We start from the raw sequence: 16,171 nt of genomic DNA on the forward strand, positions 1-16,171 counted from the left end.
GGCGGCGGCCATCAACGGGTACGCGGTCGCGCCGTCCACGCCCTCCCGGAGTCTTTGCGGTCACTTTCCGGCCGCATCGCGACGAGCTCGGTGTCCGACACCGACGTCACCCAGCCGCCGGCGCGTCCCAGCTCCAGCAGGGCCGCAGCGTCCGCCGCTTCCACCGGAAGTTTCTCGGGAGCGCCGGAGGTGGCCGGCCACGAACGCCTGGCCTGCTCACCGGGCCGCAGGAGGGTGACCAGCCGGTCCGATTCGAGGGCGCCGGACATCTCTGCCAACTCGTCGATGAGCCGGCGCAGCTGCTCCCGGACCGGCCCGGCGTTGCCGCCGCACATCGCCGCGGTCAGTTCGGCGCGGGTGGCGGCCACCCGGGTGCCGTCCCGGAACGAGCCCGCACCCAACGCGCCGGCCAGCGGATCCGTCGCGATCTGTGCGGCCAGCACGGCGGCGAAAAGGTGCGGCACATGGCTGATCTTGGCTACCGCCGCGTCGTGCTCGTCCGCCGTCGCCGGCACCACCCGGGCGCCCAGGCCGGTGCAGAACCGGGCCAGGGTCAGCCAGTCGCCGAGGTCGGTCGCCGGTTCCAGGCAGAGCACCCACGCGCAGCCGGTGAACAGATCAGGATCGGACGCGGCGAACCCCGAGGTCTCCCGGCCGGCCATCGGGTGCCCGCCCACGAAACGGGTCACCCGGTGCGCCGACATCAGCTCACGCACCGGAGCCTTCACCGACGTCACATCGGTGACCAGGCCGCCGGCTCCGGCGAGCTGGGCGATCACTTCCGGAAGGACCGGCAAGGGTACGGCCAGAGCCGTCACCTCCGCGCCCGCCGCGGCACCGGGCACCGAGTCGGCGACCCGGAACCCCGCCGCACGAGCCGCCTCCCGGGTGGCCGGGTCGGCGTCGAAGCCGGTGACCTCGTGCCCGGCGCCGGCGAGTGCCCGCAGCAGCGAACCGCCGATCAGCCCGAGGCCGACAACCGCCGTCCTCATGCCTTGCAGTCGTTCTTCTTCTCCCAGGTCGCGACGGCCGCCACCGGGCTCTTCGAACCACCCTTGCGCCACGACTTGAGATAGGCGGCCGGCCAGATCACGCCACGCCGGACCTTCCAGTCGCCGGTCTCCGCGCACGGCGGCGAGATGCCGTAGTGGAGGTGGCAGACGTTGTTGGCGTTGCCGGTCCGGCCGAGCTTGCCGAGCAGCTGCCCGGCCTCGACCCGGACACCCGCCTCGATGCCGGACTGCACCTTGCTCAGGTGCGAACCGTAGTAGCGCACCCCGTCGTCACCGAGCAGCGACACCGACAGGCCACCGTTGTCCGGGCCGTCGGGACGACCCTTCACATACCTGTCCTCGAGGCTCACCTCCAGGATGGTCCCGCTGGTCGTGGCGACGATCCGCTCACCGCAGTCGGCGAACAGGTCGGTCGCCGGGTACTTCGAGTGGGTGGTGTGGAAGTCGACGTTCGACGCGTCCACCGGGAAGACGTACTTCATGGCGCGCGCGCTCGCCGGCGCCTGCGAGGTGGCGGCGGCGGTAGGGGCCGTGGTGGTGGCGGCGGCCGGCGGGCTCGTCGGCTGCGCGGCCGCCTCCGAGGGGCCCTGCGGCGCGGCCGGCACCGGTTCCGCGCCCGACTGCGGGGTGGCCGACGGCTGGACGAACACCGGCGTCGCCGTGGGTGACCCGGCCCCGGCGACGCCGCCGCAACCGGCCAGGCAGGCGGCGGTGAGGGTCAAGCCCGAGAGGGTACGGAGGAGACGCACCGGGCCATCCTGACAGAAGGACGCGGCCGCCGCCGAACACAGCGCCCGGTGAGCCTGGCTACGCTGAGGACCAGGGATGCGCCGAAGGGAGAGACCGGGATGGTTGATCGGCAGGGCCTCTGGGCCGCGTCCGCGCCACCGCCGGGTTACCTGCCGCCGCCCGACCGGCCGCTGGTGTCCAGCCCGCCGCGACCGGTCTACCGCGAACCGCACCCGATCCGGGCCGGTGCGGTGCTCAGCGGCCTCGCCGCCGGTGCGGCCTGGCTCATGCTCTTCGGCAGCCTGGGCAGCGGCCTCGCGTCGTACACGTGGTGGACCGTCGGTGCCGCCGTCAGCGCCTGGGTCGCCGCCGTCGTGCTCGCCCTCGTCGGCGATCGCGGGGTGGCGGTCGGCGTCTCCGTGGCGGCCGGCCTCGGCCTGTCCATCGCGACGGTCTTCGTGGTGCTCCGCTGGGCCGGTACGTACGACTGGCCGCTGTGGTGAATGTCCCGGTTCGACCGGCACCCGCCACCACCTTTCGTGCCGTTCCCGTCGCGCTCGGAAGCGGTCCGGCCGAAGTGTCCATCGACCCTTGACGAACGTCGTACGGCTGGGCACTCTCGGCTGCATGGCCCCCTCGCCGGAACGGCTCGACCCCGAGCGCTGCCGCCGCCGCCAGGAGCTGCTGGCGGCTCTCGCCCAGGCGAAATCGGTCCGCGAGTCGGACCCGTCCCAACGGATGCGTGGCCTGCGTCTGCGCGAGCTGATCGCCACCCGGCGCCGGCCCGCGAGCTGATCGCCCCCCGTCCGGCCGTGTTCCCGGCCCGGCCCGGGCCATGGGCCCCGCCCGGGTCCTGGCCTGCGCGTGGCCGCGCTCCCGGTTCGGTTCCGGTGGTCGGCTGATCTCTGGAACGGGTGCTAATGATCTCTGGAACGGGTGCTAAGGCGTGGCGCGATGCGGCTGACGCAGTACCCGCTACCGTCAGGCGCTGAAGATAAGAGTCGCGTTGGGGGAATCGTGTCGATTTTCGCTGCCGCCGTCAGCCGGAGCAAGACCGGGTGGACGGCGTCGGAGCTGGACCTTTCGGGCCTGGCCGACATCGACGAGGTGGTGGATGCGCTTCGCGACGTCGAGCCCGATGCCGACCTGGCGCTGCTGTTCGTCGAGAGCGACGACGAGTACCTGGCGATCCTGCGGCTCGACGAAGGCGAGGACCTGCGGGTCTTCGCCTCCGACTCGGCGTTTGCCGAGGAGTCGCGGATCGGGTCGGTACTGCTCGGCGAGGTGGAGACGCCGGCGCTCGGGCTGGACGACCTGGCCGCCACCGAGGACGACGAGGACCGCCCGGCCGGCGAGCCGGACGCCGACCCGATCGGGGACGCGGAACTGCTCGGCGACCTGGGCGTGAACGCGCAGCGGTTGCTCACCCTCTGCGCCATGGAGGGAATGCTGCCGTCCGACGTCACCGCGGAGATCTGCCAGAAGATCGGCTGCGGTGACGAGATGGAGGAGCTGCGCGAAGCGTGAACCGCCGGGCTCAGCACGAGGAATGGATGCGGCGGGCGCTCGCCGTCGCATCCACCTCACCCACCGACGTACCGGTGGGTGCGGTGCTGCTCGGCCCGGACGGCACCGAACTCGCTGCCGCCGGCAACGAACGCGAACTCACCGGCGACCCCACCGCGCACGCCGAGGTGCTGGCACTACGGCGGGCCGCCGCTCGCCTGGGCTCCTGGCGCCTGGAGAACTGCACCCTGGTGGTGACGCTGGAACCGTGCACGATGTGTGCAGGCGCCCTGGTCCTGGCCCGCATAGCCACCCTCGTCTTCGGAGCCTGGGAACCCAAGACAGGAGCCGCCGGCTCCCTCTGGGACGTAATCCGAGACCGCCGCCTGAACCACCGCCCCAACGTCTACCCAGGCGTCCTGGAACAAGAATGCGCCCACCACCTGAAAACCTTCTTCACCCAGCCCCCCACCCCAGAGCCCAGCCCCCGCGAGTAAGACCGCGCGGCCACACAAGCAAGCCGGCGCAAAAATGCCAGGTGACCCCACCCAACGGGCGGGCGAAGTACCGCGGTCACGCCAGTAACCCCGTGTATTTCCCCGTAACTCCCATCCACTCCAGCCCAGCCGCAAAACGCCGCCGGTGAGGAGGCAGGTGATTTCCCGCCGCCCGCGGGGTGTGCGGGCGGCGGGAAATCGCATGCGTCCTCACCGGTTAAAAGGCGTTTTGCCGCGGAGCGAAGCGAAGCCAGCCAGCTCAGCAGCCGTACTCCCCAAGCCCAGCCCCGCTCCGCCCGCCCCGCCCACCAAGCCCAGCCCCGCAGCCCCCAACTAGCCCAGCTCAGCCCAACCCAGCTACAGCCGTATCCAGCCCGATCCGAACCATGTTGCTGAACCCCTGCTCCCGCTGCGCGGCCTCCATCGCTTCCCCACGCTTGATGTGATCGCTCACGGTCAAAATGGTCAAAGCCTTGGCCCCATACCGAGCAGCGATCGTATAAATCGCAGCAGACTCCATCTCCACTGCCAGAACCCCGTATTCAGCGAGCGCGTCATACAGATCAGGCCGGTCGGTGTAGAACGCGTCGGCGGCAAGGATCGGCCCGACCCGCATCGGAACACCCTGCCCCTCAGCGATCTCCACAGCGGTCCGCAGGAGACCGAAATCAGCGACCGGCGCGTAGTCGATGAGCCCGTCGAAGCGGGACCGGTTCATGTTGGAGTCGGTGGCCGATCCGATGGCGGCGACCACGTCACCGAGGTTGAGGTCCATGGCGAGGGCGCCGCAGGAGCCGATCCGGATCAGGGATTTCACGCCGTACTCGTTGATCAGCTCGTGGGTGTAGATCGAGGCCGACGGCATGCCCATGCCGGAGCCCTGCACCGAGACGCGGTGGCCTTTCCAGGTGCCCGTGAAGCCGAGCATGCCGCGGACCTGGGTGTAGCAGACCGCGTCCTCCAGGAACGTCTCGGCGATCCACTTCGCTCGCATGGGGTCGCCGGGCAGCAGCACCCGCTCGGCGATGTCGCCCGGCTTGCCGCCGATGTGCACGCTCATGAGGTTTCTCCGCTTCGCTTGTCCATGGCGCCGATCTTGCCAGGTCAGCGCGGTGCCGCAGGGTTATGGGTGACCCGGCGGCAGGCACCTCGGGGCGGCCGGTAAAGTACTTCCCGGTGGTGTGTCCGAGTGGCCTAAGGAGCACGCCTCGAAAGCGTGTGAGGGTTTACGCCCTCCGCGGGTTCAAATCCCGCCGCCACCGCCAACGGCGAGAGCCCGGTTCTCATGGACCGGGCTCTCTGCTTTTGGCGCGTGACCTGTTACGCTCCGTGGCCTTCGGCGGCATCGGCCGTCCAAGGGAGTGGTGGCTCGTCCGTTCGGTCGTTCTCCATGATCAGCGCCTGTTGTGTAACGGCGGTGTTTCGTCGCACGTCAGAGGGCCTGACTACGCAAAGTAGTGAATCTTGGACGGCCCAGCGATGTATGGGGTAGCGCAAGGCGTGCGAGCCAAATACACCGGATCAGACAATGCGGTTCCGACCGGGCGGTGAAGAACTTTCGGAGGATCGCCCCACCCAGGTTCGTCGATGCCTGTCCTAGATTTGACACGTGAGAGTTGAGCATCACTGGTGGAATGGCGACCTCCGTCTCCAGCGTCGTGACGTCTACGTTCGTACTGACGGTCAGAGCTGGGAGGTCGAAGCCCAACTGGGCGGCCCCGAGGGGAAGTCCAAGGTGCAGCAGTGTCCCGGCCGGGCATCAGCGATGATCCTGGCCGACGCGTGGCGCGGTCCACGCTGGCGGTGGCGCGAGCTGTAAGCCGCGCCAGGAGCCCAGGCTGTGCCGCTTTGCTTGACTGTTCCGGCCAGCCTTCGCAACGGGTCGGACCCTTATGGGGTCCGGCCCGTTTGTGTTGTTACTCGTGAGAATTGCGACGCACGTGGTGTCCGATGTGTCGGAAACCTGTGGATCTAGCGTGACCGTATGCGCACCATTGTCATTGAGCACCACTCCGACGTCGCGGTACTGCAGTTGTGCGGAGAGCTGGACGCCGACACGACCCGTCAGTTGCAGGCGACGCTCGTGGAGCTGCTCGAGCGACAGGTGCCGCGGATCGTCGTCGACCTCACCGGCCTGAAGTTCTGCGACTCGGTCGGGTTGAGTTCGTTCATCACCAGCAAGCAGGTGATCGCCGCGCGCGGCGGGTGGTTGAGTTTCGCCGGCGCGAACCCGTTCCTCGGCCAGTTGATGGAGACGGTCGGGCTGGGACGGTACTTCGCGATCTTCCCCGAGGTGGACGATGCGATAGCAGCCGCTCAGTTATGACGACGGTACGGTTTCGTACTCATCGTTGACCTGCGTCTTCCCGAATAGTGAAACACATATAGGTGAGCGTTCACCGCGATGCGATGATCTCCGCGCTATGTGGACTTCCACGCGCGGGGGGACGCCGTGAGGCGATGGCTCATATCTATAGGTGCGGCACTCGCGGTCGCGGTGCCGGGGATCGCATTGCCCGCTTCGGCGGCACCGGCACCCGCGGCGGCGGCCACGCCCAGCTCGCCGCCCTTGCCGAGCTCACCGGCCACCCCAAGCTGGCCGCCCACGCCGAGCTCACCGACTGCCACCGGCTCACCGACTGCCACCGGCTCACCGACCGGGCCGAGCTCACCGACCGCTTCGACCCCGCCCGCCGTGCCCAGCGCGCCGCCGGCTCCCAGCGCGCCGGCACGGCCCACCTCCACGCCGTCGACCTCCGTACCGCCCAGTCCTGCGGCGGAGGCTCCCGCCTCCGACCCGGCCGACCCGGACCCGGTGGCCGCCTGTGGTGGCGAGCTCGCCCTCGGGGCGCCCGTCACGTGCGGGGCCATCACCGGTAAGCAGCGGCACACCTACACCGTGCGCACCACGATCGACGGCGAGCGGCTGCTCACTCAGCTGCACGCCACAGGCGATTCCGTCCAGGCTCGGCTGGACCTGGCCGGCGGCGGGTCCTGCTTCCTCGGCCCGTACTCCGACACATGTGCGGCACCGCGGGCCGGCACCCACACGATCCACGTCTTCCTCTACTACGGCACGGGTTCGGCGTCGTACGGCATCGGTGTCGAGTCGCAGGACGCCCCCTCGAAGTGCGTCACCCTCGACCCGGCCGGCTTCGCGGTGAACGGCCCCAGCTCGTCCGGGTCGCTGGCGCGGGGGGCGGCCGGTGACTGCTACCGGTTCCACGGCACCGCCGGGATGCGGCTGACCGTCGAGACGACCGGCAAGAGCGCCGGCGACAGCGGCACGGCCGACGTCCGGGGCTGGATGGAGAACGCGGCAGGCGAACGGGTCTGCTCGATCCAGTCCGGTCACGGCACCTGTGAGCTGACCGGCAACGGCGTGCACACGGTCTTTCTGGCCGACATGTACGGCGACGCTGTCACGTACACGTTCCGCCTGGTCCGGATGGATGTGGTGACCGGCTGCGACAGCCTGGCGGAGGCCGCGTTCGGTTCGTTCGGCAGCGGGCAGCTGGTCAGCGGCGACGTGATCCCGTACGGCGGCTACGACTGCTACGCGGTCACCCTGCGGTCCGGCTTCAAGGAGGTACGGACCAGCGACGGCGGCCAGCTCGACTGGGAGCTGACCGGGCCGGCCGGGACGGTCTGCGCCGAGTACACGGACAACGGCCGCTGCGAGGTGGCCGCCGGCGACTACACGCTCTGGCTGCGCAACAACGGCTACTGGGACGTCGGCTACCAGGCGGCGATCATCAACCTGAGCACGACCCAGGGCTGCGCCGCGCCGGTCGGCACCGGATGGGACCAGCCGGCGATCACGATCCCGGCCGCGCCGATGGTGGCCTACTGCCAGCCGTTCACGGCGGCGCCCGGCGAACGGGTGGTCGTCTACGGCGGCGGCACGATCACCGACGGCTCCGGGGACCGGATCTGCGACCAGGGGTACGAGCAGGACGGTTGCCTGCTGCCCGGCACCGGACCGTACCGGGTGCTCGCGTCCGGCTCCACCACCGAGGCCGGTCAGCTGTCCCTGCAGATCCGGCGGCTCTCCACGCCGGCCGGCTGCCCCGTGGTGACGCCCGGCGCGTACGGTTCCGCCCCGGCCGGCGCCCACGCCGGCAACCGGTGCCGTTCGCTGAGCGTCCCCGCCGGCGGCCGGTACCTGGTCCGGGCCGTCGACGACGAGAACTACCAGCTGTCCGGGCAGATCTACGACGCCAAGGGCGAGCGGCTCTGCACCCCCGGCTACTTCTGCGAGTTCCCGGCCGCCGGCACGTACACACTGATCAGCGGCGACTCCGGCGTGACCGACTCGCCGTACGCGACGGTGTTCACCGCACCCGGCGGTACGGGCTGCGAGCGGATCGGCGATGAGGGGCTCGCCGGGAACGCGTACCGAGGCTCGTTCACGACGGCCGGCGAGACGGACTGCCTGGAACTCGACAGCCCGGCCGGCGCCAAGATCGGTGTGCTGCTGCCGGCCCGGGCGAGCGGCCTGGTGCACCCCGGTTGGAGGCTGATCAACGGGGCCGGCGAAGACCTCTGCCAGACGTCGTCGTGCGCGCTGACCGGCCCGGGGCCGTACCGCATCGTGCTCTCCGCCCCGGAGGACTCCGCGCCCGGCACCTACCTTCTCGTCGTGCACCGCACCGACCGGATCAGCGGGTGCGCGAACCTGCCGCTCGGCGAGATCGGTGGTACCACCGGCGTGACCACGGCGTTCTCGGCGGACCGGTTCGCCGCCTGCTGGACGATCCCGGCCGGCGCGCACGCCACCTCCGAGATCGTCTCCTACGCGGCGGTCGCCGGGACCGGTGCCGCCTCGATGACGGTCCGGGACGAGGCCGGCCGCCAGGTCTGCGGCAGCGCCTGGATCTCCGCCTCCCAGCTGCTGGACTGTGACTTCGCGGCCGGTAAGGCGTACACCGTGGTGCTCGTCGCCTCACCGGGGACCGTCCAGTACCGGGTGAGCCGGCGCGACTCCAGCCCGACCGGCGCGAACTGCCGGACACCCGCGTCCACCACGCTCGGCGCCCCCGGCTCGGCGGGCACGCTCACCGCACCGGACGACATCCACTGCTTCCGGGTCGCCGCGACCGCGGACACCATCCTCTGGCTGGGCCTGCGCAGCGACGGCAGCAACGCCGCCCGGTACTGGATCATGGATGCCGCGGGCAAGGACCTGTGCGCGGGATTCCTCCACCCGTGCCGGGTGTCCGGCTCCACCAGCTACCGGGTCTTCGTCCGGCCGGCCAAGGCGGGCGCAGTGCCGTACCACTTCGACGCCTGGAACCTCGGCACGCCCGGCAAACCGGCGGCACAGTGCCGGCGGGCCTACGGCGCACCCGGCTTCGGGCCGATCACCGGCACCCTCGACGACCGGCGGACCGCGGTCTGCGTCGCCGTCCCGGTCAGCCGGCGCAGCGAGTTCAGCGCGGTGCTGACCAACACGGCCGGGCGTGCCGACCTGCCGGAGCCGTACTACTTCCGGCTCGGCGGACCCACCGACTGGACCAGCCCCTGCGGCTACAGCACCGGCGGCCGCGGCTGCCAGGTGAGCATCCTCTCCGGGCAGACCACCGACACGGCGCTCTTCGTGCTGGCACCCAAGGCGATCGGTGCGAACCTGCCGTTCCAGGCCCGGACGACCTGCTACTACAGCCCCTGCAGCATCGCGTACGTGCTCGGCTCCGTCACGCCGAACAACGCCGCCAACAGCGGACCCGTCAACCTGTCACTGCAGGGCAACGGGCTCACCGCCACCGACGTCGTGACCCTCACCCGGTCCGGCTCGGCCGCCGTCAAGGCAGCCGTGCGGAGCTTCGCCGACGGCGTCCTCACGGTCACCGCCGACCTCACCGACGCGGCACCAGGGGCCTGGGACGTCACGGTCCGGCCGGCCAAGGGTGGCGCACAGGCCACGATCAAGGGCGCGGTCACGGTACGGGCCACCGGGCTGAAACTGACGAAGGCGCCGGCGATCAGCGGGACCGTGCGGGTCGGGTCGACGGTCCGGGTGGTGACGGGGACGTGGAGCCCGGCCGCTACCGGGTACGCGTACCAGTGGACCTCCGGCGGGGTGGCGATCAAGGGGGCGACCGGGTCGTCGTACGCCATCCCCGCCGGTCAGCGCGGCAAACGCCTCGGGGTGACCGTCACCGCCAAGCGCGCCAACCGGCTGAATTCCCCGGCGGCCTCCGCCGGCGTGAGCGTGGGCTGGGGCGTCGCACCGAAGGCGACAAGGCTGCCGACGATCACCGGCACCGCGAAGGCCGGCAAGACGCTCAAGGTCACGGTGGGCGCCTGGTCGCCCTCGGCGAGCTCCTACCGGTACGAATGGCGCCTCAACGGCAAGGTCGTCAAAGGTGCCACCGGCAGCACCGTGAAGATCCAGAAGTCCTGGAAGGGCAAGAAGGTGACAGTGGTCGTGACCGCCAAACGGTCCGGGCACCACGACGGCAAGGCCACGTCGAAGGCCGTGCAGATCAAGCGCTGACCTGGCCCCGCAGCAGCCTCGCACCGCCTCGCGCCGCCTGGCAGACGACGAGAGCCGGCTCCCGGAGGAGCCGGCTCTCGCCTGCACTGTTTTCGCTTCGAACAATACGAGACCGCGCGCCGACCACGCGCAGTGGGTCGGCCCGGCCGTCATCGGCCGGGCCTTCGTCGTTCTGCCCTGGAAACCAGGAAGGCCGGACCCCTCGGGTCCGGCCTCCGACACAGTCGATCTAGGTAGATCGACTGTGTCGCAGTCCTAGATGCAGCGCCAGAGCTTCGCGGAGTGGCTCTTGCAAGGTGGTGGGAAGCCGACCTAGGTGTCGGCTGACGCGTGCCACGTCGACGGCGCGAATCTGTTCGACCTGAATCTTGGCGTCGGCGGTGAGGCCTGTCTCGGTCTGATCGGACGCGATCAGAACTTGAAACGGATAGACCTTGGCGACGTTCGATGTGATCGGCGCGACCGTTATGACGCCGCGACCGAATCGTTCTGCGGCCCTGTTGGCGCCGTCATTGCTGACGATGACCGCGGACCTGACCTTGTTCGCCTCACTCCCGGTTGCCGGGTTCAGATCGACTCGCACGATGTCGCCCCACCTCACGAGGCGAGGCCGTCGGCAGTCGTGGTGTCCCACAGAGCCGCGTCGGGAGAGTCGTTCCACTCGCTGAACGCCTCTGCATACTGGTTGGCCAGTTGTCGCTCACGGAGGAGGGTGACAGCCTCGTGAAGAGTCGCGGAACGATTCGCGCCCTGCTCGTCGAGGAACCTGACATCCTCTTCGGGGAGGCTGACACTAATCTTCATACTCGGATCCTACCAGCGGTAGGATCGTGGGTGCTACCGCCGGTAGGACGGTGATCGGCCCTGGGCAGGAGCGAGCGAGCTGGAGCGTGCCTTGCCCGGTGCGCGCTGCGGAATTCCAGCGGCTGGCAACGCCATCGAGGCGGGCAACGCAACAAGGCCGGACCCCGGGGTCCGGCCTTGCATGTTCCTGCTGGTGAAGCTGGCGGAGGATACGAGATTCGAACTCGTGAGGGGTTTCCCCCAACACGCTTTCCAAGCGTGCGCCCTAGGCCACTAGGCGAATCCTCCGTGCGCCAGAATACATAGGCGACGTCGCCCACGACGGGGGGAGGGGTCGTACGGCCGTCGGGCGGGTTCGGTAGGCTTCAGGACAGCCCCTCGTGCGGCGTGTATCTCGTGAACCTCCCCAGGGCCGGAAGGCAGCAAGGATAAGCGGGCTCTGGCGGGTGCACGGGGGGTCCTTTCATTCCCTGGGGCACGTTGTTTTGTTCTTGTCAGACCCTCGACGGACAATGGCGCGGTCGTCAGGAGGTGGCAGGAGTGGCGCTCGCCCTCTATCGGAAATACCGTCCACGGACGTTCGCCGAGGTCATCGGCCAGGAGCACGTCACCGAGCCGCTGTCGCAGGCGCTCCGCAGCGGGCGGCTCAACCACGCGTACCTCTTCTCCGGCCCCCGTGGCTGCGGCAAGACCTCCAGCGCGCGCATCCTGGCTCGGTCGCTCAACTGTGAGCAGGGCCCCACCCCCGACCCGTGCGGGGTCTGCGGCTCCTGCAAGTCCCTGGCCAACGACGGCGCCGGTTCGATCGACGTCATCGAGATCGACGCGGCCAGCCACGGCGGTGTCGACGACGCCCGTGAGCTGCGAGAAAAGGCGTTCTTCGCGCCCGCCAACAGCCGCTTCAAGATCTACGTGATCGACGAGGCGCACATGGTCTCGTCGGCCGGCTTCAACGCGCTGCTCAAGCTCGTCGAGGAGCCGCCCGAGTTCGTCAAGTTCATCTTCGCGACCACCGAGCCGGAAAAAGTCCTCGGCACCATCCGCTCGCGGACCCACCACTACCCGTTCCGGCTGATCCCGCCCGCCGTGCTGCGCCCCTACCTGCAGCAGCTCTGCGACGCCGAGGGCATCCACGTCGACCCGGCAGTCTTCCCCCTGGTCGTGCGGGCCGGCGGCGGCAGCGCCCGGGACTCCCTGTCGATCCTCGACCAGCTGATCGCCGGAGCCGGCCCCGACGGCGTCGGCTACGCGCGGGCCGTCGCCCTGCTCGGCGTCACCGACGTCGCCCTGATCGACGAGATGTGCGACGCGATCGCCGCCGGCGACGGCGCCGCCGCCTACGCGACGATCGACCGGGTCGCCGAAGCCGGCCACGACCCCCGCCGCTTCGCCTCCGACCTGCTCGAACGCCTCCGCGACCTGATCGTCCTCCATCAGGTGCCGGACGCGGTGACCAAGGGCCTGATCGACGGCCCCGCCGACCAGCTCGAAGCCATGGCCTCCCAGGTCACCCGCCTCGGCCCGGCCACCCTCTCCCGCTGCGCCGACATCGTGCACAACGGCCTCGTCGAGATGCGCGGCACCACCGCACCCCGCCTCCTGCTCGAGCTGATCACCGCCCGGATGCTGTTGCCCGCCGCCGACGACTCGTCCGGCGCGCTGCTCCAGCGACTCGAGCGGCTCGAACGCGGCGGCCTCGCCCTCGGGTCGTCCGGTTTCGCTTCGGCTCCCGCCGCGGCCTCTGCCTCTGCCTCCGTCTCGACCTCGGCGGACTCGGGCGCGGCCCCGGCCATCCCCTCGGCGCCGGCTGTGGTCGCCGCGGGTGCCGGCGGCGGGGCTGCCGGTGGCGGCGGACCTGCAGGTGGTGGTGGCAAGGCGGCTGCGATGGCCGCGGCGGCGGCCGCTCGAAAAGCCGCCGCAGGGCCGGCCGGGCGGCCGGTTTCGCCTGCCCCTGAGGGCGCCGCCGGCGCGGTCATGCCTGTCTCGGCCGCGCCTGTGTCCGCTGCCCCGGTCACGGCTGCTCCCGTGGCGGTTCCTCCCGCGTCGGCTCCTGCTTCGGGGGCCGGGGCGTCCGCCGGCGCTGACTCTCCTGCTGCGGCCGGGTCTTCCGGGGGTGCGGGACCTTCGCGTGTCGCTGAGTCCTCCGGCGCCGCCGGGTCCGCCGACGGGGTTCGGCCCTCTGACGCGGCCGGGTCGCCCGGCGGGGTTCGGCCTTCTGACGCGGCCGGGTCTTCCGGCGGCGTTCGGCCCTCTGATGGGGCTGGTTCAGCCGACGGGGTTCGACCTTCCGGTGCGGCCGCGCCTGACTGGAACGCGGTTGCCGCTGGTGGGGAGCCGCCTGCTGACGCTCCCCACGATGAGGAACCGCCGCCGTGGGACGAGGAACCGGTCGAGCTGCCGACCTCCGCACGCCCCGCTCCGCCCGCTCCGCCGGCACCCGACCCTGCGGTGCTGGCGGCTGAGCGGCTGGGCATGGTGCGGACTGCCTGGCAAGAGTTGGGCCGCGCCAACGAGACCGTGGGCCGGATGCAGAGCAGCGGCATCGTCCTCCGGTCCGTCGACGGCGACACGGTCGTCTTCGGTGCGCCGAAGCCCAACTATGCCGACCGTTTCATGACCTACCGGGAGCTGATCACCGGAGCGTTCGGGCAGGCACTCGGCGGGCAGTGGCAGATCCGGTGCGACGTGGGCGACCCCCCTGCCGTACGGGACCAGCCAGCCGCCCGGCGCCCTCCGCAAGGCGCACCGGCACGGTCGCCGGGCTCCCCGGCCGCCGCTTCGCCGCCGGTTTCGCCGTCAGTCCCGCCGTCGGTCCCGCCGTCGGTTCATGCCGCGTCGGGCGGGTCCGCCGCGCCGGAGCGGAACACCGGCCGTACCGAATCGCGCCCGTCGCGTCCCCAGCGCGGCACGCCCGCTGACGCCGACGACGACTGGCCGGCGCCGGGCAGGCCCACCGCGGCCCCTGCTTCCGGCGAGCGGCCGGCAGCGGTCCGTGCCGACGATGGCAAAGAGCGGCCTGGAGTGGCACATCCGGCCGATTCTGATCAGTCCGGGCGCGGCTCCGATCAGTCTGGACGCGACTCTGGTCGGTCTGGGCGCGGCTCTGGTCAGCCTGGGCGCGGCTTGGGAGCGACTCGGTCCGGTGCTCCGGCCGAATCCGGCCGAGGTGCGGACCGGTCCGGAGCGGGTGATGGCTCGGGGCAGTCGGACGGTGACAGCGGGGATACCGACTGGCCGGAGCCGGTTCGGCCGGGGAGCGCGGCTTTGCGGGCCTCGGGTTCCGCGGCCGGCTCGGCATCGGGGCCGGGGTCGGAGTCGGCCGAAGAGGATTGGCCAGAGCCTGCCAAACCTGGTGGCGGGATTGTCGGCGGTTCGGCTGCGGCGGCCGGTGGGTCTTCGGATGGTGCGGGCCACAGCGGGCGGCAGTCGGCTGGTGAGTCTGTTTCGACGGGGTCCGCTACGGGTGGCGGGGCTTCGGTGCCGTCCGTTGCGGCTGGTGGTGGAGAGTCGGGACGTTCCGGCTCGGCCATGCCTTCGGCCGGTGCCGGGCCTGGCGTGGGTGTCGGCTCCGGGGCCGGCGGCGACTCCATGCCAGGTGCGGGCGGGTCGTCCGGCGGCGTTTCGGCAGGATCGGCGGCGACCGGCGGCGCAATCCGGTCGGGGGCTGGACTGGCCGGTGCGGCGTCGGCGCCAGCGGCTGGAACAGTGAGTTCTGGGCCGGTTGTGTCGGCTGGAGCGGTGCCGGGTGGCGCTGTTCCGGGTGGTGTTGTCCCCGGTGCGGCTGCCGGATCACCGGGTGGCAGATCGCCGGGTGGCGGCTCGCCGGCTGCCGGTTCACCGGGTGCCGGATCGCCGACTGCCGGTTCACCGGCTGCCGGATCGCCGGCTGCCGGATCGCCGGCTGCCGGATCGCCGGCTGCCGGATCGCCGGCTGCCGGATCGCCGGGTGGCGGTTCACCGGGTGCGGCGCCTGGGCGTCCGGCTGGGGCTCCTGCTCGGTCGGCTGCGATGGAGGCGGCTCGGGCTGCGGCGCGTGGTGGTGGCGGGGCGGTTGCCGGTGGGCTGGCGGCTGCGCGGGCTGCTGCCGGTGGGCGCAATGCTGCTCCGGCCGGACCTTCGGGTGGCCCGGGGGCGCGGCAGGTGGCCGGCGCGGGTGGTGCCGCCTGGTCGGACGGGACGCCTACCGAGGAGGCGCCCTACGACCCGGAGTATGACGGTCCGCCCAGCGGCAAGGCTTTGGAGGGCTTCGACCCCGGGGATGAGCCGCTCGACGACGTGCTCGACGAGAAGACGGCCCGGCAGAGCGGTGAAGAGCTGGCGATGCAGTTGCTCCGGGAAGCCTTCGGTGCGGAGAAGATCGCCGAGCTCTGAGTAGGCCTCCCGGCTCGTGCTTGTGCCGGCTTGCGCCTGGGCGACTGCCTAGTGGCGGTTTGCTCCAGGGCGGCTTCCGGGGTGTCCCGATGGGTTTCGTCAAGGCCGCACTGGGTCCACGCGGCGATGTTGATCTGCTAGCGGTGCGAAATCGCGGTTTTGGCCCCTTGATCGCAGCAATTTCGTAGCGCTAGCTGATCAACATCTCGCCGGGGCGGCGCGTCGGTGCCACTGGGGGCGGAACGGGGGCGCGGGTGTTGCGGGGGTGGTTCGGTGTGGAGGTGGCATCGGGGGCTAGGTGCGTGGGGTGTCCGCTGGCGTGTCGGTGGGCATGGAGTCAGTGGCGGCTACGCTGGCGGCGGTAACTTGTGGCCGCCTCGTGTCATTGATGGTGGTTCACGTAATCGAACAGTTGAGGAGCGGTGCCATGCGCCCCGGTGGACAGCCGAACATGCAGCAGATCATGAAGCAGGCGCAGAAGATGCAGGAGCAGGTGGCGCGGGCGCAGGCCGAGCTGGCCGAGGCCGAGCTGACCGGCACCGCCGGCGGTGGCCTGGTGACCGTGGTGATCACCGGTCTGGGTGAGTTCAAGTCGGTGAAGATCGACCCGAAGGCGGTGGACGCCGACGACGTCGAGACGCTGGAGGACCTGGTTCTCGCGGCGATCCACAACGCGGCTGAGGCGCAGCGTGAGCTGGCCGAGCAGAAGATGGGTCCGGCGACCGGCGGCTTCTCCCTGCCGGGGTTCTGAT

The 16,171-nt window shown here is 70.8% G+C and carries 14 protein-coding genes, 2 tRNA genes, 1 other RNA gene and 1 pseudogene; 11 read left to right on the plus strand and 7 right to left on the minus strand.

Features of this window, described 5'->3' with window-relative positions:
• Nucleotides 1-11: 11 nt before the first annotated feature.
• Both LPA41_RS01200 and LPA41_RS01205 read right to left on the minus strand, forming a co-directional pair.
• Nucleotides 12-992 carry a prephenate dehydrogenase/arogenate dehydrogenase family protein gene (locus tag LPA41_RS01200; RefSeq protein ID WP_229067662.1) on the minus strand — a complete coding sequence of 327 codons (981 nt, stop codon included), beginning with the start codon at nt 990-992 and terminating at the stop codon, nt 12-14.
• Nucleotides 989-1,495 (minus strand): M23 family metallopeptidase, encoded by a 507-nt coding sequence (locus tag LPA41_RS01205; RefSeq protein ID WP_374238103.1) that lies wholly within the window; start codon nt 1,493-1,495, stop codon nt 989-991. Before LPA41_RS01205 ends, LPA41_RS01200 begins: the two co-directional genes overlap by 4 nt.
• A gap of 366 nt (nt 1,496-1,861) precedes the next feature.
• Here LPA41_RS01205 and LPA41_RS01210 point away from each other — a divergent pair, with 366 nt between their 5' ends.
• The 4 genes from LPA41_RS01210 to tadA all read left to right on the plus strand — a co-directional run bounded on the left by LPA41_RS01210 (nt 1,862) and on the right by tadA (nt 3,745).
• On the plus strand, nt 1,862-2,245 hold the full coding sequence (locus LPA41_RS01210) for a hypothetical protein (protein ID WP_229067664.1): 384 nt from the start codon (nt 1,862-1,864) through the stop codon (nt 2,243-2,245).
• Nucleotides 2,246-2,333: 88 nt separating this feature from the next.
• Complete coding sequence (locus LPA41_RS01215) at nt 2,334-2,537, plus strand: hypothetical protein (protein ID WP_229067665.1); 204 nt, start codon at nt 2,334-2,336, stop codon at nt 2,535-2,537.
• Nucleotides 2,538-2,759: 222 nt separating this feature from the next.
• The gene (locus tag LPA41_RS01220) at nt 2,760-3,269 is read left to right on the plus strand and encodes a tRNA adenosine deaminase-associated protein (RefSeq protein ID WP_229067666.1); all 510 of its coding nucleotides are present in this window, start codon (nt 2,760-2,762) and stop codon (nt 3,267-3,269) included.
• A complete protein-coding gene (gene tadA, locus LPA41_RS01225; RefSeq protein WP_308036505.1) occupies nt 3,266-3,745 on the plus strand; it encodes a tRNA adenosine(34) deaminase TadA in 480 nt (159 codons plus the stop codon). Before LPA41_RS01220 ends, tadA begins: the two co-directional genes overlap by 4 nt.
• 343 nt (nt 3,746-4,088) lie before the next feature.
• Here the strand turns inward: tadA and deoD are convergent, their stop codons facing one another.
• Entirely contained in the window at nt 4,089-4,805 is a 717-nt protein-coding gene (deoD, locus tag LPA41_RS01230; RefSeq protein ID WP_229067668.1) for a purine-nucleoside phosphorylase, read from the minus strand.
• Nucleotides 4,806-4,920: 115 nt separating this feature from the next.
• Between deoD and LPA41_RS01235 the strand changes: the two genes are divergently transcribed.
• The 3 genes from LPA41_RS01235 (at nt 4,921) to LPA41_RS01245 (ending at nt 6,071) form a co-directional block, all read left to right on the plus strand.
• Nucleotides 4,921-5,010: transfer RNA gene (locus tag LPA41_RS01235), tRNA-Ser, on the plus strand.
• A 344-nt stretch (nt 5,011-5,354) separates the two neighbouring features.
• A complete protein-coding gene (locus LPA41_RS01240) occupies nt 5,355-5,564 on the plus strand; it encodes a hypothetical protein (protein WP_229067669.1) in 210 nt (69 codons plus the stop codon).
• Nucleotides 5,565-5,729: 165 nt separating this feature from the next.
• The gene (locus tag LPA41_RS01245) at nt 5,730-6,071 is read left to right on the plus strand and encodes an STAS domain-containing protein (protein WP_229067671.1); all 342 of its coding nucleotides are present in this window, start codon (nt 5,730-5,732) and stop codon (nt 6,069-6,071) included.
• Nucleotides 6,072-6,166: 95 nt separating this feature from the next.
• Here the strand turns inward: LPA41_RS01245 and LPA41_RS01250 are convergent, their stop codons facing one another.
• Entirely contained in the window at nt 6,167-6,490 is a 324-nt protein-coding gene (locus LPA41_RS01250) for a hypothetical protein (protein ID WP_229067673.1), read from the minus strand.
• A gap of 154 nt (nt 6,491-6,644) precedes the next feature.
• Between LPA41_RS01250 and LPA41_RS01255 the strand changes: the two genes are divergently transcribed.
• Nucleotides 6,645-10,244 (plus strand): hypothetical protein, encoded by a 3,600-nt coding sequence (locus LPA41_RS01255; protein ID WP_229067675.1) that lies wholly within the window; start codon nt 6,645-6,647, stop codon nt 10,242-10,244.
• Nucleotides 10,245-10,473: 229 nt separating this feature from the next.
• Here LPA41_RS01255 and LPA41_RS01260 read toward each other — a convergent pair whose 3' ends face one another.
• From LPA41_RS01260 to LPA41_RS01270, 3 genes are all read right to left on the minus strand, one after another.
• Nucleotides 10,474-10,827 carry a type II toxin-antitoxin system PemK/MazF family toxin gene (locus LPA41_RS01260; RefSeq protein ID WP_308036506.1) on the minus strand — a complete coding sequence of 118 codons (354 nt, stop codon included), beginning with the start codon at nt 10,825-10,827 and terminating at the stop codon, nt 10,474-10,476.
• 14 nt (nt 10,828-10,841) lie between these two features.
• Nucleotides 10,842-11,048 carry a hypothetical protein gene (locus LPA41_RS01265; RefSeq protein ID WP_229067678.1) on the minus strand — a complete coding sequence of 69 codons (207 nt, stop codon included), beginning with the start codon at nt 11,046-11,048 and terminating at the stop codon, nt 10,842-10,844.
• Between the two features lie 200 nt (nt 11,049-11,248).
• Nucleotides 11,249-11,336: transfer RNA gene (locus LPA41_RS01270), tRNA-Ser, on the minus strand.
• 81 nt (nt 11,337-11,417) lie between these two features.
• On the opposite strand from LPA41_RS01270, the gene ffs reads away from it, so the two are divergent.
• From ffs to LPA41_RS01285, 3 genes and pseudogenes are all read left to right on the plus strand, one after another.
• Nucleotides 11,418-11,514, plus strand: an RNA gene (gene ffs / locus LPA41_RS01275) — signal recognition particle sRNA small type.
• Nucleotides 11,515-11,588: 74 nt separating this feature from the next.
• Nucleotides 11,589-13,145 (plus strand): annotated as a pseudogene (locus LPA41_RS43175) (DNA polymerase III subunit gamma and tau); the annotation flags it as partial.
• 2,701 nt (nt 13,146-15,846) lie between these two features.
• Complete coding sequence (locus tag LPA41_RS01285; protein ID WP_229067679.1) at nt 15,847-16,170, plus strand: YbaB/EbfC family nucleoid-associated protein; 324 nt, start codon at nt 15,847-15,849, stop codon at nt 16,168-16,170.
• The last annotated feature ends 1 nt before the right edge of the window (nt 16,171 follow it).

It is taken from the genome of Actinoplanes sp. DH11 (assembly GCF_020873875.1).
Taxonomy (GTDB): Bacteria; Actinomycetota; Actinomycetes; order Mycobacteriales; family Micromonosporaceae; genus Actinoplanes.

Excerpts from the sequence above, each read along its gene's own strand:
- LPA41_RS01200 (WP_229067662.1), bottom strand. The coding sequence starts at position 992 with ATGAGGACGGCGGTTGTCGGCCTCGGGCTGATCGGCGGTTCGCTGCTG.
- LPA41_RS01205 (WP_374238103.1), bottom strand. The coding sequence starts at position 1,495 with ATGAAGTACGTCTTCCCGGTGGACGCGTCGAACGTCGACTTCCACACC.
- LPA41_RS01210 (WP_229067664.1), top strand. The coding sequence starts at position 1,862 with ATGGTTGATCGGCAGGGCCTCTGGGCCGCGTCCGCGCCACCGCCGGGT.
- deoD (WP_229067668.1), bottom strand. The coding sequence starts at position 4,805 with ATGAGCGTGCACATCGGCGGCAAGCCGGGCGACATCGCCGAGCGGGTG.
- LPA41_RS01245 (WP_229067671.1), top strand. The coding sequence starts at position 5,730 with ATGCGCACCATTGTCATTGAGCACCACTCCGACGTCGCGGTACTGCAG.
- LPA41_RS01265 (WP_229067678.1), bottom strand. The coding sequence starts at position 11,048 with ATGAAGATTAGTGTCAGCCTCCCCGAAGAGGATGTCAGGTTCCTCGAC.
- LPA41_RS01285 (WP_229067679.1), top strand. The coding sequence starts at position 15,847 with ATGCGCCCCGGTGGACAGCCGAACATGCAGCAGATCATGAAGCAGGCG.